Source organism: Streptomyces sp. NPDC012769 (assembly GCF_042901205.1).
Taxonomy (GTDB): Bacteria; Actinomycetota; Actinomycetes; order Streptomycetales; family Streptomycetaceae; genus Streptomyces.
The window spans coordinates 939,825-958,358 of the sequence record NZ_JBIBCP010000003.1 but is presented as its reverse complement, the minus strand read 5'-3'; the positions used below and the strand labels follow the sequence as shown (position 1 = coordinate 958,358).

The following is an 18,534-nucleotide window of genomic DNA, read 5'->3' as shown; positions in this document are numbered from 1 at the left end:
CCTGTCCTCCTTATCGCCTGCCGATTCCTGCCTGAATGGCCTGGCGGATCTTCGGTAGTGCTTCATCGACGCCGCGACGAACCTCCGCCGCGTTGCTTACCGGACCGTTGAAGTTGATCTCGACGTGAACACCCTCGTGGTCGCGGTGCACCGTGCCCTTGACGGATGCGGACGCACCCTCGATGGACGCGGTGAACGCCCGGCGCCGGATGTCGCCGAACACGTCGCCGTCGTTCCACGGGCGACCCCGCCGACGTCCGGTGCCCTCGAAGAACTTCCGGGCCCGATCCCAGGGCATGACCTGTTCGCCGCCGCGCATGCGCAGCAGCTCGGGGCCGTTCTCGCCCACCCACGTCCAGCCGCGCATGGCGGAGCTGGTACCGCGGGCCAGGTTGCCCGGGATATTCAGGCCGTCGCCGCCGGCGTAGTAATCCTGAACCTGCCACGCCGCCTGCGGAGACAGGTCGGGCGTGCCCGGAAGGATCATGTGCGCGTGCTCGTTGCCCGGCCAGTTTCGGACCCAGCCGATGAAGCCGGCCGCGATCATCGCGTCGAATGCCGAAACCGGCACGTCGACCACGCCGCCGCCCGAGTGCGTGCCAGCCGAGGCCGCCACGCTGTTGCTGTACGGACCCTGGAAGATCTGCGGGTTACCGGCCCTGGCGAGGGCGGCTTGCAGATCGCTTCCACCGTCCATGCCGGGCGTCGGGTTCCCGCCGGCACCGCCGCCACCGCTGGATGCGGCGGCAGCCTGGGCTGCCTTCAGCTTCTCGGCCGCCGCGATGGCAGCCTCGGTCTTTGCGATGAACTCGTCGATCTTCGCGATGGCCGAATCGAGCTGCGAGGCGACCGTCGACGCCATCTCCGTGAACGCGGCGCCGACCGCCTCGTTCATCGTCTGCGCCGCTTCCGGCATCGTCGTCGACATGTGGGTCTCGAACGGAACAAACTGGTTGTCCCGGATCGCGGTCCACTCGGTGGCCGACGTGGTGTTCATCGTCGTCCACGCCAGATCGTGCGCCGTCTGCATTGCGACCGACTTCTCGGGCATCGTCGTACCCTGGTGCGTTTCCGCCTCAAGGAACTGCGTGTCCCGCATGATCGTCCACTGTGCCAACGACGTAGCGTTCATCGTCGTCCAGGCCAGATCGTGCGCCGTCTGCATCGCAACAGACTTCTCCGGCATCGTCGTGCCCTGATGGAGCTCAGCGTCAGCGAACTGCTCATCCCGCATGAGCGTCCACTGCGCCAACGAAGTGGCATTCATGGTCGTCCAGGCGAGATCATGCGCTGTGCGCATCGCGACAGACTTGGCGGGCATCGTCGTTCCCTGATGCGTCTCCGCCTCAAGGAACTGCGAGTCCCGCATCGCTGCCCATTGGGCCGCCGAATTGACGTTCATCGCAGTCCAGTTGGTCTGCGATGAGGCCGCCATTTTCTCCAGGCTGACCGGAATGGTCTTACCCATCTGCTTACTGACCCGGTCGACGGTCTTATCGATGACCGAAGTCGCCGACACGCCCGCCGTAACCGTCCCGTCCCAAGCGATCTGGGTCGCCTCCATCATGTGCTCAGCAGCAGAGATGATGTCACCGAACCAGCCCTCGCCCTTCGAGGCGGAGCCGAAATTCTGCAACTGCGCCATCATGGCGGACGGCTGGAGAGCCCCGAGCTCCGGCAGACCACTCGCGGGAAGCTCCGGCGCCGAGGGCATAGCCCCCGACAGGATCTGAGCCGTCTCCCTGTGCGGGGTGACAGTCTCGCCACCCTGGAAGTTGATCAGCTCGGGACCCAGCTCGCCGACAAGGTGCATACCAGGGCTCGCGCCCGGTGTGCCAATCGCGTACCCGCTCTTGTAGGCCAGCTCAGCTTCCCAGTCCTTGGCGTAGGACGGGTCGGCCAGTGGACCACCGGTTCCGTACTTGAGGTAGTACGCTTCTGCCTCACGCTGCAAGGCGTAATCGGCGTCGTCACCGCCGGCCAGTGGACCACCGGTTCCGTACTTCTTGTAGTAGTTCTCGGCTTCGAGATGCTCCGCGTACTCAGCGTCGCTGACCGCCCCGATGCCCGCCAGCGGGCCACCGGTTCCGTACTTCTTGTAGTAGTTCTCAGCTTCCAGATGTTCGGCGTACTCAGCGTCGCTGACCCACATCTGACCGGCGCCCATGCCGCCACCGTCGGTATTCCACGCCGCGGAACCTCCGTTCCACGCCGCCCCCCCATCTGCACCGTGAGGTCCCATGGCCAGCTCTCTGGCTATCGAGATGGCCGTCTTCATGGTGGAGATAAGTTGCTCGACCTTCGGCACCGTGGCGTTGACGTCACCAATGACGTTTTGCGACATGGTCCTGGACTCACTCGACACGTTGGTGTTCATCGAGTGAGCAGCGCCCGGAATTTCGGTCGACATGGTGCTCTCGAACGGCGTGAACGCAGTTTCGTTCATGCCGGTCCACGCGGAATCCGACGAGGACTGCATGCTGGTCCATGCGGAATCGGACGCGGTCTGCATCGTCGTCGACGCCATAGGCATCGTGTCAGTCTGCATCAGGCTGGACTCGGCGAACGTCGTGTCTCGCATCAGGCCCCACTCGGTGGAGGACTGGAGACCCATGTCCGTCCAGGCGGTGTTGCTGGCCGTCTGCATCGTCGACGCCGCCGTCGGCGCCGTCTCGGTCTGCATGAGATTGGACTCGGCGAACGTCGTGTCTCGCATCAGGCCCCACTGCGTGGAGGACTGGAGACCCATGTCCGTCCAAGCAGTACTGCTGGCCGTCTGCATCGTGAGAGTCGACGCAGGCATCATCGTGCCCTGGTGCAGCTCCGCCTCTGCGAGAGTCGTGTCCCGCATGAGCGCCCACTGCATTGCGGACTGGAGGTTCATGTCCATCCACGCAGCGACGTTCTTGGCGCGCATCGCCTCCATGGAGGACGGAACCTCCATGCCGTGCCCGGATGCCACCTCGCCGAGAACGGGCTTGAGGCCCGACCAGCCGTAGGTGCTGGCAGTGACCACGCTGTTCCAGGACACCTTGACGGCAGCCGCCATCCGCTTCGCAGCGGCGATGATGTCCTCGAAGCTCCTGTTCTTGAGAGACGCCTCGATTCCGCTCCTGGGGGCAGCATCTCCCGACATGATGGCTGCCGTGTCCGTTGCGTTGTACACAGTCTCGCCGCCGCCGAAGTTGGCGTAGCCGGGACTGGTGACAAGCTCCGGCCCCTCCTCGCCGACCAGGTGGAGTCCTGCGGTGGCGTTGGTGGTGCCGTCGGCGTACGGGCTGCCGGGAACCTTGCCGCCGTAGCGGTTCTTGATGTACCTCGCCGCCGCCGCCATGTTGGCGAGGGGGTCGAGGATGTTCCTGGACGTGCCCGGGACGTGGTTCGCCGCGAACGTGGTCGGAATGACCTGCATCAGACCCTGGGACGGCACGCCGTTCTTCGCGTTGATGTCCCAGCGGTTGATCGCGTTCGGGTTACCGCCGGACTCCGCCGACATCAGAGCGAGGAAGGCCTGGAGCTGGCTCTTGTCGAGCCCACCCATCTGGATGGCCTTGGCCGCCAGCGGGGCCCATGCCTGGACGGATTTGGCACCCGCCACTGACATGGCCTCGAAGGCTTCCTTCGCCTTGTTGTCCTCGGAGACCAGCTTCTCGATCAAGCCCTTGAGGAGCTTCTTGACGCCTCCAGCAAGGATCTTGCCGAAGTCGCCGGCGACCCCGAAGCTGTCCAGGGCTCCGGAGGCGAAGTTGAACGCGCCTTCGATGGCCGCACGGCCGATGAAGCCGAGGATCATCTGTCCGGTGTCGATGGCGTTGCCGAGGCCGTCGGAGATGACGCCCAGGCCGCTCCGCTCGAAGATCGACTTGTCGTCGCTCTTGTTGCCGACGTCCTTGGCGTCGGGGTTCGTCGAAGCCTCGCCGCCCGTGATGATGCCGCCGGGGCCGACGATGCCGGGGTTGTCCGGGTCCGCCGCGCCCGCGATGCCGCCGGGCGCGAAGAAGCTGGTGCCCCAGCCCTCCTCGTTCCGCGGGTCGCGGCCGAAGGCGACGATGCCGCCGCCGGCGTAGTGGGCGAGCTCGCAGCTCTTGGCGATGCCGCCGTGCGCGAAGCCGTGCAGTTCGCACCCACGCGCGATGCCGCCCTTGGCGAACTCGTAGCCGCCGCCGACGTTCTTGCCGCCTCGCCCGTGGGAGAAGTGGTAGTTGGCTGCGTGGACGAAGTTCGGCCCCAGGCCCTTGACCGCCTCGGGGACGAGGACTCCCTCGCCCCTGGACAGCATCGCGGGGACGGTGTCCCGGCCCGGCGCATAGCCGGAGAGGACGCCGCCGGCCTTGAAGTTCGGCGTGCCGCCGGCGATGCCGCCGTTGGCGAACTCGACGATGCCGCCCGCCGCGAAGTTGAAGTCGACGCTCCAACCGCTGGTGTCGATCTTCAGTTTGTCGAGGCTGACGGCGCCGGCGATGCCGTTCCAGACTTCGACGATCTTCTTGACGATGCGGAGAATGCCGTTGATGGCCCTCTCGATAACATCACCGATGCCGCTCCACACCTTCTGGGCGGTTTCCTTCAGCCAGTCCCAGACACCCTGCCAGGCCTTCTTGAGGACGTCGCCGGCCTTGTTCCAAAGGTCATTTATGGACCCGGTGAACTTCTCCCAGGCGCCCTTAACGCCGTCCCAGATCTTCTGGGCGGTGTCCTTAATCCAGTTCCAGACCGTCTCCCACGCCGTCTTAAGTGCGGCGGAAGTAGTGTCCCAAACCGTCTTCACGGCATTGAGGAACGTGTCCCATGCCGTCTTCAGGGCGTTCCAGACCGTCTCGGCTGCCGTTTTAACGGCGTTCCAGACCGTCTCCCACGCCGTCTTGAGCGCGGCAGAGACGGTGTCCCAGGCCGTTTTCACAGCGTTAAGGAACGTGTCCCATGCCGTCTTCAGGGCGTTCCAGACCGTCTCGGCTGCCGTCTTGATCCCGTTCCAAACGGTGTCCCAGGCAGTCTTCACGGCAGAGGAGACGGTGTCCCAGGCGGTCTTGACAGCGTTAAGGAACGTGTCCCATGCCGTCTTCAGGGCGTTCCAGACCGTCTCGGCTGCCGTCTTGATCCCGTTCCAAACGGTATCCCAGGCGGTCTTGAGAGCGCCGGAAACCGTGTCCCAGGCGGTCTTCAATCCGTCCAGGATTGTTTGCCAGGTCTGCTTCAGCCAATCCCATACAGTCTGGGCGGCCGTCTTGATCCCGTTCCAGACGGTGTCCCAGGCGGTCTTGAGAGCGCCAGAAACTGCGTCCCAGGCCGTTTTCAGCCCGTCAACAATGGTCTGCCAGGTCTGCTTCAGCCAATCCCATACAGTCTGGGCCGCGGTCTTGATCCCGTTCCAGACGGTGTCCCAGGCGGTTTTGAGGGCGCTGGAGACCGTATCCCAGGCGGTCCTCAATCCGTCAACAACGGTCTGCCAGGTCTGCTTCAGCCAATCCCATACAGTCTGGGCGGCCGTCTTGATCCCGTTCCAGACGGTGTCCCAGGCAGTCTTAAGGGCCGAAGAAACAGTATCCCAGGCAGTCTTCAGGGCGTTGACGACTGCGTCCCACGCGGTCCGGAGGCCGTTCCAGACAGTCTCGGCGACCATCTTGATGCCGTTCCAGACGGTGTTCCAGAGCCCCGGTATCTTCGTCAGGAAGTCGTTGAACCCCTGCCAGAGATCGACGATGCCCTTGACCAGGAACGTGATGAACTCGGTCAACTTGGTGATGCCCATGATGACCGTGCCGAGTATGAAACCGATGATCTGTCCGAGCACTTCACGGACTGGGGCGAGGTTAACCCAAAGCTTCCTGAACTCGGCAACCAGAGGCTGCAAGCCCTCTCGCCACAGCCTCTGAAGAACCTCCCAGAGCTGCTTCACCTTGTCGCGGAAGAACTCTGAATGATCCCAGGCCAGCTTTATCGCACCGGCGACTATGCCAAGAATGCCAGCGAACCTGAGCGCCATCGGAAGAACCCGGCCGAGGACTCCGAAGAGTCCGCTAGGCCCCATAAGGAGCCGAACCATCATCAGTGGCTGAAGAAGCACGGAGAGGGCCATCTTGAGCCCGATGAATGCGGCAGCAGCCGCCACGAGGACCGGCGTCGGGATCTTCGAGATGAACTCAGCAATTCGAGACGCTGCCTCCAGTGCCACCGGGGCCATCTGGCGCAGGACGTCGATGATTTTCTCGACTACCTGCCACAGATTCCTAAGCAGCTCGACGACCTTCGGCGTGTTCTCCCTGGCCCTTTCCAGGAAGCGCTGGAACCCGCCGTCCTGAGCCCACTTTTTCAGCGCCTCGGAGCCCTTGAGGATGGACTTCGAGAGCGAATCCGACATGGGAAGGAAGGTTCGGTAGGCGATGCCCAGTACAGTCAGGGCGTTGCGGCCGGCCTGCTGGAGCCTGTCGAACGCCGGCACGCCGTACTTGAGCACTCCGTCCCGGAAGCGCTCAAACCCGACCCCCTGCATCCACTGACGGAACGCCGTGGCGACCTTCATGATGATGGGGTGGATGGCGTTGATGACGGGCCCCATCTTCTGGATTCCCGTCGTGAGGCCCTTGATGACCTCGATCTGAGGCTTAAGGGTCTGCGCGCCCGTGGTCCTGACGAAGGTGACCCAGGCCTTTTGCATTTCGCGGTAGGCCTTGACGTATTGCGCCTCTGCTGCCGTTAGCGCCTTTCCGGACGCTGCGGTCGCGAGGGCCATCTTGGCAGCGGCATTGCCGACCGCTGCGTAGGCTCCAACTGCCGCCCCCGAGGCGACGGTCATGGCGGCCAGGCCGGCGGCGGTCGCGAGGGCAACCTCCGCTATCGGAAGCAGGGCCATCTTCAGCCCCAGAAGCGCAGTGCGACTGGCGCCCATACCTGAAGCGAGGCTGCGCACCTGCCGGTTGGCGCCCTGCCACTGATTGGTCAGGTTGCGCCAGGACGCGGCATTCCTGTTCGCTTCCTCCCGCATGCGAGCAGCGTCACGGGCCCATGCGGACTGCTGGTTCTGCAAATTTTGCAGGTCACGCCGGGCCCGATTGACGCCATCCCCGTTGTAACGCGAGAAGATGGAGAATCCCAGAGACGTAATGGTAGCCATCAGTTACCCTCCATCTTCACATGTAAATGAACGGATCCTTAGCCGGGTCATACGCGTTGGGATCGGACTTCTCGTGGAAGTCCTCCTCCTCTTCGTCGTCATCGACCTCGTCGTAATAATCCGCGTACTCATCTTCGTCGTCGTCCTCTTCCTCGTCCTCAGGGGGCAGGTAGAGGGCTTCGGGTCGGATGGCCTGCCGGAACTTTCCAGCAGGATTCTTCTTGCCCTTTTTGGTGATTGCCGCGCCGGTCAGCTGATTATTGAGCTGGAGCAGCTCGTGTATCTCGCAGAGAATTTCGCGATCGTACGACGAGTCAAGAGGGCCGACGGCCCGCTCATACGCTTCCCATTCCTTGTATTCGCGGGCCGACATGCTCGCCATCATCCGGTCAACATCCGGGCGGCGCATCGCAAGAGCTAGTCGGAACTTGAATCGTCGTTCCGGTCGTCGTCGAAATCCTCAGTGAGGTCCTTGAGGTCTTCCTCGCTGAACGCGGACATCTCGTTGATCTTGTTGTAGACGCGCTGGAGACCGGACGCGGGAAGATTCCCGAGAGTCTTGATGTCGTGCTTCGTGAACAGGGGGCTGCCGTCTCCCTTGACGGCCGCGAGCTGCACGAGCCGGGCCCTGAAGTTCTCGTTGTTGAGCTGCTGCCGGCCGTTCTTACCCATCTTGACCATGCTGGTCTCGAAGTCGTCGCGCTCCTTGGCGGAGAGGTGCTTCAGGCGTATCTTCTTTCCGCCCCACTCGGGCACGACCAGGTCCTCGATCACGAGGGTGGGCTGCTCCAGGATGGAGGAGGCGGTCAGGAAGCCGTCTTCATCGGCGACGAACGTGTAGTTCTCAGGCACGGGTCTCTCCTACTTCTTCTTCGCGGGTCTGTTCGGGCTTGGTGCCCAGGCGGTTGAGCATGTTCTTGAAACGAAGGGTGTTTCGCAGCTCTTCGTGTGGATAGGCCTGCGCTACCGCCATCAGTTCCAGGGCCTCGACTTCGCGCTTTCGGCGGTCGTTCCTGGTGTACTTCTCGCTGATGGACTCAGAAGGAATGGACTGCGCGATCTTTTCCAGAGCCTTCCGCTGACGCGTCTCGTCCGACTGAGATTGGTCGAACTGTCGTACGCGGTCAGCGAGTTCCTTAAGCGATTCGTTGCTGATGCCGAGCAGAGCAGGAATTCGGTTCAGGCCGATACGCCTGATCTCTCCTGTGATATCTCGATCTACCATCGGGTTTCCTTCACGGGCCTTCAAATGAAAGACGGCGAGGGGGACCCGCGCACCCCTCGCCGTCAGCTTCAGGAAGCGGCGTCGATGAGCTCCGCCGCCCGTTCCAATGCGTCCTGAATATTCCTGGCTATCTCGTCCCGGCTATCGGCGATGGTGTCGGTGAACCATCCCGTGAATGTGGGGCGCGAGGTGTACCAGTACCTCTTGTCGCCGAAGAGCGGATGGCGCCACCCTCGGGCCCGATCCAGGCCGCGAGGAATGATCCACTCGTCCTCTTCTTTCATGGAGGTGAAGACGCGGAAGTATGCGCCGTTACGGTGCCGGTAGGGGCCGACGCGGACGCCGACGCCTTGGGCCACACGAGCACGCATGCCCGTGTGGCCTTCGGGTCCACCGATTACGCCGACCGTCATGACCTTCGCCTTGGCTCGGTCGGCGGCCGGCCGGATGGCCTCTTCCATCTCCTCGCGAATCCAGTCCGCCAACTCATTGTCGGCAGTCCGCAGCGCTTGAATGGTCGCTTCCCATTCAGGACCGAAAACGGTCCACAAGACGGTAGTGGCCATCTTCGATTACGCCGTCGCGCGGGTGAACGTGCCTCGCTGAACGTTGAAGGTGACCTCGGTCTCGGAGAGGTCGCCGACGTCACCGGAGAGCGGCTGGTACTCCAGCAGAATGCAGGTACCGGTGTACTTCGGGTTCGAGGCGGAGACCGCACCAGACGTGGGTCGGATCTCGACCGTGAACTCGTTCTCGTTGTTCCACAGCGGGAAGAGAACGGAGTCGACGGAGGCCGCCGCGAAGTCCTGCTGGAAGGTGACGGTGAAGGAGTTGTCCTGGAGCCCGTGGACGCGCTCACGACCGGAGCCGGAGAAGTTGGTCGTTTCGACCTCGTCCTTGCTCATGTTGATCTCGCAGGAGGACACGTGGTCGGAGAAGTTGGTGCCGTTGACCACCACGTAGCAATCCCGCAGAACGAGCTTAGCCATGCTGCTGTTTCCTTATTCTGTTGTTATTGAGTTGTGGTGGTCGGTCAGCCCAGGCGGACGACGGCCACGGTCACACCGGTTACGCCACCGGTGCCGGTAACGGCCAGGGTGGCTCGGCCGGTGCCGTCACCCGGGTCGTAGATCTTTCGCAGCGGAATGCGAAGCTCACCCGTGTTGGCGGGGAGAGTGAGGGCGGGGTCCGGATTGGGCTCGCCATACGAAGTGTTTCCAGGCACCGTGATGGTGATGGTCTTCGCGTTGGAGTCCGTGTTCTTGTAGTGGACGTAGGTGTTTACGCCACTTCCGATCTCCGCCGTGTCCGACGCAGCGGCGGCGACGAAAGTCGGCGCCGTGCCCGCGTCCACGATGTTCTGAGTAGTAAGAGCGGCCATGTCAGCCCATCCTTACGATCGCGACGGTGACGTTGGTCGTGGCGGATACGGTGATCGTGCACCGACCCGTGCCGTCGCCAGCGTCATACTCCTTGCGGAGGGGAATCCACAGCTCTCCCGTATTCGCGGCAAGGGTGAACGTGGGGTCAGGGGCGGCCTGTCCGTAGGACAGGTTCCCGGGAACGGTGACCGTGACGGTCCGAGATGCCGCGTTCGTGTTCTTGTAGACCGCGAACGTATTGACCCCGCTTCCGACTTCGGCGGTGTCCGAGGCAGCCGCAGCTCCGAAGGTCGGTGCAGTGCCAGCGGCCACGATGTTCTGAGTAGTCAGAGCAGCCATGGAGGCTAACCTTTCTTATGGCACGACGCTAGAACGCGTGCACCTGTACTTGCAGTGCGGCTCCCAGATGGGGAACCCTGACCATGCTGTATTCAGCGTTGTATTCGGCGACGCCCGTAATCATGGCGTCGACATCACCTAGACCGAGATCCGGCTTGTTCCAGATCGCCTGGCGAATACTGGCCGGACCCTCTTTATCGATGAACTTGTCCAACTCCTGCTGGCCGCTGTCCTCGTCAGAGCGGGCGCACAGGACTAGAAGCTGGAAACTCCACTTCTCGGTCCCACGATCCATGGTCATGGCGAAGTCGCCAGCCTTGTTGTCCCGGCCGCCGCCGCCTGGAGCGACGAACATGCAGGGGAGGGTGCTCACGCCTTTCACATACGGGTAGCAGTAGAGGTCGATTTCGTTCGCCTCTGCATACGCCCTGACTGTGTCGGCGAGGGCAGCGCGGATTTGCGCAAGAGTTGACATAGGTCAGTCCAGGAGTAGACGTCTGGCGTAGGGGGCGAGCTTGCTGGCAGCCAGCTTGTTCTGGCGAACTCGGATAACGGCCCCGAACTCGTCAAGGCCGGAGACCCCGAGCGGCGCGTCCTTCAGCTTCCATGTTTCAGCAGCCATGATTCGGCATGCTGCGCGTACAGGCTCGGGTACCTCCGTCCAGCCCCAGCGGGCTGTCACCTGAAGCACCCGCTCTCTTCCGCTGGAAGCGCTATACGGAAAGGAGATGCTGTTGTCCGTGAGCCGGATTCGGCAGTACGGCCAGCCGGGTACACCGTCAACGATTCCGTTCGCCGGCGACAATTCGTATTGCGCACTTGTCAGCGTGGTGGCGAACGTGCCGTCGAGGTTTGTGTCCAGCTTTACGACGAGGCCGGCTGTGGTGCTGAAATCATCGACGCGAGCCGAACGCGCCATGTCGGGCCTGAACTCCCGCGCCGTCACAGAACCTGCGTCGTTGAACTGCCGTCGACAGTGGCTCTCGATCTCTCGGCTAGCGGAATTGAGAGCGTCGATGAGATTCGCATCCTGGCCCGTCAGGTTCGCGTTCTCTCGCCCAACCAGATATGCCTTGAAGTCGGACAGTTGCACGTAGGGGTCGCCTAGGGCTATCTGACTCACCCCCTTTCGGGCATGAAAAAAGCCCCCATAAGGGGGCCGCTCGTTTGGAGGTGCTAGGAGAAGTGAGCGCCGACCGAGTACGTGATGCTGTCGGCGTCGGCATGCGTTGCAGTGACACGAACGACTGGAGGAAGCGATTCCTTGGCGATGGTGTTCGCCGCCGCCGTAAGGGCGTCGTTGATGCGAAGGACCGTTGTCCCGGTCGCCGTGATGGCAGCCGACTGGAGGAGCGTCCAGGTCTTACCTGAAGACCTGTCGACACCCTCAATCAGGAAGGTGACCGAAGGCGTCGCGGTGACAGCCGTACAGTCGATGACGAAGTAGCCCTTCGCGACACCGCCAGGGAGCTCCAGCTCCTCGGTGTCAGGGGTGGCAGTCCGAGCCGCCGACGCGTACACCGTGTGCGAACGGCCGACGCCACCCCGAATGTTGTTGGCCATGGCCTACCTCACTTGTTCTCGGTCGGTACCACGCGCTTAGCGGTGGGCGGACGACCGGGCTTGCGTCGTGGCGGCTCTCCAGCGCCCTCGGGCTGGATTGCCCCCAGACGCTCGGCCTCGGCGCGGTCAACTTCCTGCCCTGGCACCGCCCAGAGCCATCGGGCCTCGGGCGTGTTCTCTTCGACTACCCGAGACCTGTCTTCGGTGAGGCAGAGACGCCGGTCAGCAACCCACATGGGGCCGGCGGGCGCCTCTGCCTTTCGGTTGTAGCTGAAACTCATTGCGGGTCTTCCTGCTTGAGCCGTTAGGCAGCCTTCGTGACGAGCTTCCACACGGGGGACGCCTTGGTACCCGCGCCGCCGTTCACGTACAGGTTGCCGTTGGTGTAGTCGATGGCCAGGGAACCCTTGGGGGCTCGGCCGGCGCCAGTGCCGGACGTACCGTCAACAGGGACCCCGGCGACCTTCCAGATGTAGCAGAGCGCGACCTCGTCGTCGTTCTGCGGAGAAGGGATCGACTGGGGCATGGCATTTCCTTTCCTTCGACAGTGGGGCGCGGGGAATCACAGTCCCCTCAGCCCCCACTCTCGAATCCGAACTCAGAGGCCGGTCACGACCGAGAAGGCGGACGGACGGTAGTGGATCAGCGCGACACGGATCGAGGCGCGGATCGCGAGCTTGCCGTTCTGGAAGAAGTCGCTGTGCGAGTTCGAGACCTGAACGTCCATGCCGCGACGCACCGCGAGCTCGGAGAAGTTGCGGTAGTCACCCAGGACGGCCTTGGTCGAGGTGACCGCGGTCGTCTGAACCACCGGGACACCCCAGATGGTCATCGGGCCGGGAACGGACGGGTGGCCCCAGATGTAGACGCCGTCTGCCGTCTTGAGGAGCTGGACCGCTTCCCACTTCTCCGGGCGGATGAAGACGACCGAGGGCTCGGCGAAGCCGGTGTCCCGGATCTTCCGCATGGCCTTGTAGAGGGCGTCCGGAATGGTGTCGGTGCCGAGGGCCTGGGTGTTGATACCCGAGACGTTCTCGGTGCCACGCAGGTTCGGAGCGGTGCCGTTGCCCACCAGGATCTGGCTGTCCAGGCGCTGCTGGATCATGAACGGCAGACGGTTGTTGACGTACTGCTCGGCGCGCGCCTCGTCCTCGAAGACCTCGTCGGTGACCGGAAGGAAGGTAGCGACCGAGCGGACCTCGGAGGACTTCTCCTCCACCGCGAGCGCCGACTCGACGTACGAGCTGCCCTCGAAACGCTCAGCGGCGTTGTTCGTGAAGGTCGTCTCCTCCATGTACAGCACCGTGGACTGGCCGGTCGTGGTGTGCGGGATCAGGTCGGAAACGTGCGGGGCCGGCCGGGTCGCGAAGTCGACCAGCTTGCCGGTCCGGGTGTCCTCAGGGTCCCAGCCGGTGCCGCCACCGCCGGAGATCTGCGGGGTGGAGAACAGCGCCTTCAGGTCGATCGGCAGATTCGCCTGGACGGACGGGTTGCCGGAGTGCGGGATGAAGGTCTTCATCACCTGCGACTCGCGGAACAGCCGGCCGACGGACTTGAACTCGCGGCGGGGCGAGCCGCCCTTGTACTCCTCCTGGCGAGCGCCGTCACCGGACTCGCTCTCCTCGCGGCGCTTCGCCTCGGCGGCAGCGCGGGCGACGACCCGCAGCTCCTCGACCTTGGACTTGGCCTCGTCGATCTCCTTGTTCAGGGCGCCGATGTGGGCGACCTTGGCGTGGGTGTCGCCCTGGAGGGACTTCACCTTCGCCATGTCGTAGTCGGGGCCGGCCTCGGAGAAGATGGCCGCCAGTTCCTTGCGCTTGGCGTCGAGCTTACCCTGCGCGTCCTTGAGCGCGGGGAATTCAACAATGTCAGACATGGCTCTCCCTGCCCTTTTCGGGCATGAAAAAAGACCCCACTAAGGGGCCTGAAGCGATTGCTTCTGTGCTTACAGTTCGTTGAGCCTCGCGAGGCCGGCCATGAGCACTGCTGCCACCTCTTCTTCGGTGGGCTGCGGCGGGGCGTCTGCCTCAACGGGGGTTTCGAGGAGGGACTTCATCCGCAGCAGGTCGTCCTCAAGCCACGACAGGAGGTCGGCCGTTGCGGGGGCCATTCCACGATTCTTCTGCGCGCGGAGAGCCACGACTTCCGCTGCACGATCAATGAGGCTCGATACGGCGGCCATAACCTCGATGGCCTCGTCGTTGAACCTCTTCCTGCCCTTTTCGCCCTCAGCTGTACGCAGCTTCGGCGGCTCCCTGTCGGCGTCGAGCAGGTGCGACGACAGGTGCTTGTAGACGGCCTCGCGGTCCCGCTCGGGGACGCCGGGGTCGTCGCTGTTCAGCTTCGCGATGCCCTGAAGGCAGGCGCGAAGGTTCGCCTGGCCACCAACGCCGTGGTGGTGGGCGAAAGCGTAGGAGGACTTGGCCTCGGGGTCGCCGTCAGGGTCGACCCAGGCGAAGACGGTCCGCAGCTCCGAGGGGCGCGCGTCCTCGGGCAGGGCCTTGACGGTCTTGGCGCCGTCCCATGCGCGCGTCACGGTGTCCGTCTCGCTGAAAGGAATCGGCCCCCGGACTGCGAGCCGGCGGCCCTTCTCGCTGTCGTTCATGCTCTCTTCCTTGGGCTTCTTGCCGTGCTTGGGGCAGTCTTTGTCGGTGCACTTACCTTCGCCCTCGTACGTGCACTCGGCCTCTTCGTCTTCGTCCCGCTTGGCCTTGACGGCGAGGGTGCGCGTCCGGCCGGGGCCGGCCGCGCCAACGAGCACGGGGCTGACCTCGAAGATGTCGACCGACTTGATCACGCGGACGCTCTTGCCCTCGACCTCGTCGGGCTCCGAATCCGTCACGTTGAATCCCCAGCTCCACTCCTGAAGCTGGCCCATCTCCTTGACGATTTCGAAGGTCTCGCGCCCGGCCTGCGTCTTCATGAAGAACTGCATGTCGCAGATCGCCTCGCGATCCGTGAGCCGCACGACACCCTTGCCGACCGGCAGCGCACCCTCCCACGAGCCGTGGTTGTAGGCGCTGATCTTGACGGGAGACCCGTCCTTGAATGCGGACTTCCGCGTCACATCACCGTCGAGGTCGATCACGTCGAAAGTGCTGAAGGCCGCAGACACAATGCCCTGATCGGCGTCCTTCAGCTCGACGCGGCTGAGAGACTTGCGCTCCATCACACGTCACCACCTTTTTGCTCACGCCGAATTGCGGTCATCGCCCGCGCCTCCCGGCTTCTGGTTGTCTGGTTCTTGCGCGGGTTCTTTGTCTTGCGGCTGACCGCCAGGCAGGCCGGGCTGGACTGTCGGCATCTCCGCTTCCTTGAGCAGGCTGATATCGCCTGCCGCAACGGCCTCGGCGACGGATTCCGGCGTGAAACGGCCACTGCCAGCGAGGGCTGCGGCGGCCCTGGCCTGCACCTCGAACAGCTCGGCGTCCTCGCGGGCCTTGTCGGCCGCCGGGTCCGGTACGCGAGTGCTCTGCATCTGGACGGACACGAGCCCGGAGTGGCTGTTGGCCAGCTCGGTTACGTCGTAGTCGCGGGCAGCGGCTATGACGGCCTCCGGCTCGAAGCCGGCCATGATGCCCTGCGAGATCGTCGCCATCTCGGTCTTGAAGATCTCCGCGCGGTCCTTGCTGTCCTCGCGGAGGAACGCGATGTCGCGATCGTCGTACCAGAGCCTGGCGCCGGCGGGCGGGGTCAGGAGCTGCTGGAGCGTGGCTGCGGCCTGGCGCCACAGGGGGCGCATCGTGCCGTCGGCGAATCGTCGGCGGGCTGCCGCGTAAACGCCCTGGGAGTTGAGGCCGGAGCCCTGGAGGCTTTCCGAGAAGCCGACCCAGGAGGCGGGCACCCCGGCCGCCGCGGCGATCCGGGACTCGCCCTTGCCGACGATGTTCGCGAAGTCGAGGGCCTTGAAGTCCATCGTCAGGGGCGTGACGTCGGCGCCGCCCATGAGGAACAGCGTCTTGTACGCGTTCATCGCGCCCTGGTGGTTCTCCTTGAACTTCTGGACGAACTCGTCGAAGTCCTCTTCGCTGGTGTCGCGGTCGAACTTGACGGCGATGTTGGGCACGGCTGCATGGTCGAAGAAGTTCTTCTTGTGCAGCGTGGCGGAGCTGTCGGACTCGATCTCCCTGAGGACAGGGGTCAGCCAGGACATGCCCCTGAAGCGAGCCACAGGGTCGGGCACGGGCGAGAAGTGCGCCACCTCGGAGGGCAGCAGCGTCACCTCCTGGTGCCCGCCGGCCGGCTTGTAGACGAACGCGATGATCTTGGTGTCCAGGGCTTGGAGGTCACCGCTGTGGGATCCGAGGAGCATCTCGACCTGGTCCGGCCGCATGCGAACCACTCGACGGGTGGGCCCCTTGGCCGCGGAGCCGTAGTTGCCGTCGTCGTCGGCCAGGGTGAGGAAGGCGTTGCCGGCGAGGTCGGCGTCCTGGATCATGTGCGCTAGGAGGTCGCCCGTGGTGCCGCCAGGCCAGGGGGTTTCGAGGATCTCCAGTTCCTTCGCGAAGAACAGGTCTCCTCGGCGACCGTCTGTGAATCGAGTCCAGAGGAATCGAGCCTCGCAGAAGACCATCTGTCGGGCAGCCATACAAGCGAAGACTGCACCGTTCTTCTTGTAGGCCCCTTGAACGTAACCGGCGAAGTTGTTCTCTATTCGCTCCCGGTCCGCCCCTAGGGCTCCGAGGAACGGCGATCTGAAGTCTTCGAGGGTCCAGAAGGGGCGCTCCTCCCAGGCTTTGAGCGTTCCCGCCTTCCGGCCCTTGATCCTGTCGAGAAGCGTCGGCTTCTTCATCATGTCGAAGCGTCCTCCCATCCGACCCGTATGGCGGCGATCACCCAGGAGGGTGCTTCAACAAAGACCGTGCGACTGGCGAAGCCCACCGCGTACAGCGTGGCGGCCAGGGCTGTGAGCAGAAAACGAAGTACAACCATCAGACCTCCTAACCCCACGCGAACTTGGCTTTGGGCCTCTTCTGATATCCGCATTTCGTGAATCCCCAGAAGGCGAGGGTGGCCGCCACAAGGGGAGTGATGTCGGTAGCAGAGTTCTGCTTGTCCCACTTCCATTTGTCGCCGATGGGCTTCTTGTCAGCCCCGGCCACGGCCGTGCTGAGGCCCCCCTGGTCGATATGGACGACGTCGGCAGCCTCACCCCTGCGGGGCTGGACGGCGGAGACGAAAGACCCGCATGCCTGCCCGTATTCCGATGTCGTCGGCGACATGACCGTGACGCCCAGAGATTCGAGTTCTTCGATGAAGGAACCTGCCTGGCCGATCTTGTCGACGACAACCGCTTTGGGCTTCGCCCGGTCCCATATCTCCTTGACACGCTTCACGACCCAGTCCGCACCTGGCCGGTGATCGCTTTCCACCTCGTTCGAGGTGATCTCGACATGGCGGGTCTCGCCGTTGAATCCGCAGACCGCGATGGCTGCAAAATCCCGGTTGGGGTCGACGTCGATGCCCAGCACGATGATGCTGTCGGCCGCAATCTCGGACGTCTCGTCGACTCGGGCAAGCCAGGCATCCTCGCTGATGACCGCCCAAGGGTTGCCCTCGATGGGCCAGCGGCCGACCGATAGACGCTCCACCTTGAAGGCGTCACCGATCGGGTCGGCCCGTCGTTCGTTGTCGACCGCGTCGAAATGGATCCGGATTCCGTAGCCGGGATTGGCCTTGGCCCAGACTTCTTCGTCGTCGATGGAATCGTGCTCGTCGCAGTCCTGGGGGCACAGCTCATCGCAGATCTCTGCCGACCACTCCGCGAAGAAGAGGTACGGATCCAGCTCGCCGGACTTAAGGGCCCTCATCGCCCGACTCCGGACCCGGCCGAACTCGATCGCGTCCTCCAGGCCGGCGGAACCCGTGAACCACAGCTGCGGATTGGGCTGAGCCGAGACCGTCGGACGCAGCGCCATCATGGATTCGCTGTCGAGGAACATCGCCTCGTCCATGACTACTAGCTGAGGCGAGAAGCCTCGTCCAAGCTTCTTGGTGCGCGTCTTGAAGAGCAGGCGCGCACCGTCCTTCAGTTCGATGCGCTCCTTGCCGTTCGTTTCGTAGAACCTCTTCAGCTTCTTGTTGAGAGCTGGAGTGTCCTCGATCAGTGCGGCTATTCGCTTGAAGTGTTCGCCCGAGGTCGCGAAGTCCTGGGCAGTGTGGACGATGGTCTTCTCGGCGAAACGGGGAAGAAAAAGGCCCGCGAGTTCGCGGGCCTCCAATATTGCTCCCTTGCCGTTCTGTCGGGCGACGACCAGGCCGACATCTCTTGCGGCCCACTTCCGTTCCATCTTTCTTGTGAATGGATTGACGAAAGTGTCGGTACGTTGCGCGCAGGCGCTTATGAGCACCCACTGCTGCCACGGGTCGAGCTCAAGGCCGGCCATGGCGGCAAGATTTACCGCGTCCCGCCCGAGACTGAAGTCAACGGCTGTTGGGGGGAGGTGGGAAATCCGGGGGCGCAGATGCCCAGTCCGGCTCCCGAGCGATGAGGCGGTCAAACTCATCCACCTCCTCCTCGTTCTCGGGAATCTTCACGATGTCCTCTATCAGCTTCTGAAGCCTCAGGACGAGCGCGGAGAGTTCTCCCGTACGCATCTGCGTCATGTGACAGGTCTTGCAGCGATTGCCTTCAAGTTCGTGCGCTACGAAGTCCCTCATCGCCATAAGCGACTCGCGGTAGTCGCCCCTCTTGACCACCTCTTCGAGGTTTGGGCGAGGAGCGAAAAATTCCATCTCGTCAGACATGGCCGATTACCCGAACTCTCTCATCGGTCCGTCACTCGGATGCCGATGGTTCTTTCATCGGTCCGGCCTTGATTGGTCGTGATTCGACAAGCGACCTTGTAGGTCGTCCCCAGGCTGCCGCCGCTGAGCCATACCGTTACCTTGGTACCGCTATTGGACTGGCTGTC

General features: G+C 63.5%; 17 protein-coding genes. All 17 read right to left on the bottom strand.

What is annotated here, in order from left to right; genetic code table 11:
• Positions 1-10: 10 nt before the first annotated feature.
• Positions 11-7,111, bottom strand: coding sequence for a transglycosylase SLT domain-containing protein (locus ACFY7C_RS19680; RefSeq protein WP_389651839.1), 7,101 nt, complete (start codon positions 7,109-7,111; stop codon positions 11-13).
• Positions 7,112-7,127: 16 nt separating this feature from the next.
• Complete coding sequence (locus ACFY7C_RS19675; protein ID WP_389651836.1) at positions 7,128-7,484, bottom strand: hypothetical protein; 357 nt, start codon at positions 7,482-7,484, stop codon at positions 7,128-7,130.
• 44 nt (positions 7,485-7,528) lie between these two features.
• Positions 7,529-7,963 (bottom strand): hypothetical protein, encoded by a 435-nt coding sequence (locus ACFY7C_RS19670; RefSeq protein ID WP_389651833.1) that lies wholly within the window; start codon positions 7,961-7,963, stop codon positions 7,529-7,531.
• On the bottom strand, positions 7,956-8,336 hold the full coding sequence (locus ACFY7C_RS19665) for a hypothetical protein (protein ID WP_389651829.1): 381 nt from the start codon (positions 8,334-8,336) through the stop codon (positions 7,956-7,958). The genes ACFY7C_RS19670 and ACFY7C_RS19665 overlap by 8 nt, the downstream gene beginning before the upstream one ends.
• 68 nt (positions 8,337-8,404) lie before the next feature.
• Positions 8,405-8,902 (bottom strand): hypothetical protein, encoded by a 498-nt coding sequence (locus ACFY7C_RS19660; protein ID WP_389651826.1) that lies wholly within the window; start codon positions 8,900-8,902, stop codon positions 8,405-8,407.
• 6 nt (positions 8,903-8,908) lie between these two features.
• Entirely contained in the window at positions 8,909-9,325 is a 417-nt protein-coding gene (locus ACFY7C_RS19655) for a hypothetical protein (RefSeq protein ID WP_389651824.1), read from the bottom strand.
• A gap of 44 nt (positions 9,326-9,369) precedes the next feature.
• Positions 9,370-9,717 carry a hypothetical protein gene (locus tag ACFY7C_RS19650; protein ID WP_389651821.1) on the bottom strand — a complete coding sequence of 116 codons (348 nt, stop codon included), beginning with the start codon at positions 9,715-9,717 and terminating at the stop codon, positions 9,370-9,372.
• A 1-nt stretch (position 9,718) separates the two neighbouring features.
• Positions 9,719-10,057: a hypothetical protein gene (locus ACFY7C_RS19645; RefSeq protein WP_389651818.1), complete on the bottom strand. Its 339-nt coding sequence runs from the start codon at positions 10,055-10,057 to the stop codon at positions 9,719-9,721.
• Positions 10,058-10,085: 28 nt separating this feature from the next.
• Positions 10,086-10,532, bottom strand: coding sequence for a hypothetical protein (locus ACFY7C_RS19640; RefSeq protein WP_389651815.1), 447 nt, complete (start codon positions 10,530-10,532; stop codon positions 10,086-10,088).
• A gap of 3 nt (positions 10,533-10,535) precedes the next feature.
• Entirely contained in the window at positions 10,536-11,150 is a 615-nt protein-coding gene (locus tag ACFY7C_RS19635) for a hypothetical protein (protein WP_389651812.1), read from the bottom strand.
• A gap of 83 nt (positions 11,151-11,233) precedes the next feature.
• Positions 11,234-11,620 (bottom strand): hypothetical protein, encoded by a 387-nt coding sequence (locus ACFY7C_RS19630; RefSeq protein WP_389651809.1) that lies wholly within the window; start codon positions 11,618-11,620, stop codon positions 11,234-11,236.
• A gap of 304 nt (positions 11,621-11,924) precedes the next feature.
• Entirely contained in the window at positions 11,925-12,146 is a 222-nt protein-coding gene (locus ACFY7C_RS19625; protein WP_389651806.1) for a hypothetical protein, read from the bottom strand.
• 72 nt (positions 12,147-12,218) lie between these two features.
• On the bottom strand, positions 12,219-13,496 hold the full coding sequence (locus tag ACFY7C_RS19620) for a phage major capsid protein (RefSeq protein ID WP_389651803.1): 1,278 nt from the start codon (positions 13,494-13,496) through the stop codon (positions 12,219-12,221).
• A 69-nt stretch (positions 13,497-13,565) separates the two neighbouring features.
• Positions 13,566-14,789, bottom strand: coding sequence for an HK97 family phage prohead protease (locus tag ACFY7C_RS19615; RefSeq protein WP_389652761.1), 1,224 nt, complete (start codon positions 14,787-14,789; stop codon positions 13,566-13,568).
• Between the two features lie 21 nt (positions 14,790-14,810).
• On the bottom strand, positions 14,811-16,415 hold the full coding sequence (locus ACFY7C_RS19610; RefSeq protein ID WP_389651800.1) for a phage portal protein: 1,605 nt from the start codon (positions 16,413-16,415) through the stop codon (positions 14,811-14,813).
• A 145-nt stretch (positions 16,416-16,560) separates the two neighbouring features.
• A complete protein-coding gene (locus tag ACFY7C_RS19605) occupies positions 16,561-18,006 on the bottom strand; it encodes a terminase (RefSeq protein ID WP_389651797.1) in 1,446 nt (481 codons plus the stop codon).
• A 37-nt stretch (positions 18,007-18,043) separates the two neighbouring features.
• Positions 18,044-18,367, bottom strand: coding sequence for a hypothetical protein (locus ACFY7C_RS19600; protein WP_389651794.1), 324 nt, complete (start codon positions 18,365-18,367; stop codon positions 18,044-18,046).
• Between the last annotated feature and the right edge of the window lie 167 nt (positions 18,368-18,534).

Bases quoted from the DNA above. Each gene is read 5' to 3' on its own strand.
- ACFY7C_RS19605 (WP_389651797.1), bottom strand. From the start codon at position 18,006: ATGGCCGGCCTTGAGCTCGACCCGTGGCAGCAGTGGGTGCTCATAAGC.
- ACFY7C_RS19680 (WP_389651839.1), bottom strand. From the start codon at position 7,111: ATGGCTACCATTACGTCTCTGGGATTCTCCATCTTCTCGCGTTACAAC.
- ACFY7C_RS19650 (WP_389651821.1), bottom strand. From the start codon at position 9,717: ATGGCCGCTCTTACTACTCAGAACATCGTGGACGCGGGCACGGCGCCG.
- ACFY7C_RS19625 (WP_389651806.1), bottom strand. From the start codon at position 12,146: ATGCCCCAGTCGATCCCTTCTCCGCAGAACGACGACGAGGTCGCGCTC.
- ACFY7C_RS19610 (WP_389651800.1), bottom strand. From the start codon at position 16,415: ATGATGAAGAAGCCGACGCTTCTCGACAGGATCAAGGGCCGGAAGGCG.
- ACFY7C_RS19600 (WP_389651794.1), bottom strand. From the start codon at position 18,367: ATGTCTGACGAGATGGAATTTTTCGCTCCTCGCCCAAACCTCGAAGAG.
- ACFY7C_RS19665 (WP_389651829.1), bottom strand. From the start codon at position 8,336: ATGGTAGATCGAGATATCACAGGAGAGATCAGGCGTATCGGCCTGAAC.
- ACFY7C_RS19620 (WP_389651803.1), bottom strand. From the start codon at position 13,496: ATGTCTGACATTGTTGAATTCCCCGCGCTCAAGGACGCGCAGGGTAAG.
- ACFY7C_RS19655 (WP_389651824.1), bottom strand. From the start codon at position 9,325: ATGGCTAAGCTCGTTCTGCGGGATTGCTACGTGGTGGTCAACGGCACC.
- ACFY7C_RS19660 (WP_389651826.1), bottom strand. From the start codon at position 8,902: ATGGCCACTACCGTCTTGTGGACCGTTTTCGGTCCTGAATGGGAAGCG.
- ACFY7C_RS19615 (WP_389652761.1), bottom strand. From the start codon at position 14,789: ATGGAGCGCAAGTCTCTCAGCCGCGTCGAGCTGAAGGACGCCGATCAG.
- ACFY7C_RS19630 (WP_389651809.1), bottom strand. From the start codon at position 11,620: ATGGCCAACAACATTCGGGGTGGCGTCGGCCGTTCGCACACGGTGTAC.
- ACFY7C_RS19640 (WP_389651815.1), bottom strand. From the start codon at position 10,532: ATGTCAACTCTTGCGCAAATCCGCGCTGCCCTCGCCGACACAGTCAGG.
- ACFY7C_RS19645 (WP_389651818.1), bottom strand. From the start codon at position 10,057: ATGGCTGCTCTGACTACTCAGAACATCGTGGCCGCTGGCACTGCACCG.
- ACFY7C_RS19675 (WP_389651836.1), bottom strand. From the start codon at position 7,484: ATGTCGGCCCGCGAATACAAGGAATGGGAAGCGTATGAGCGGGCCGTC.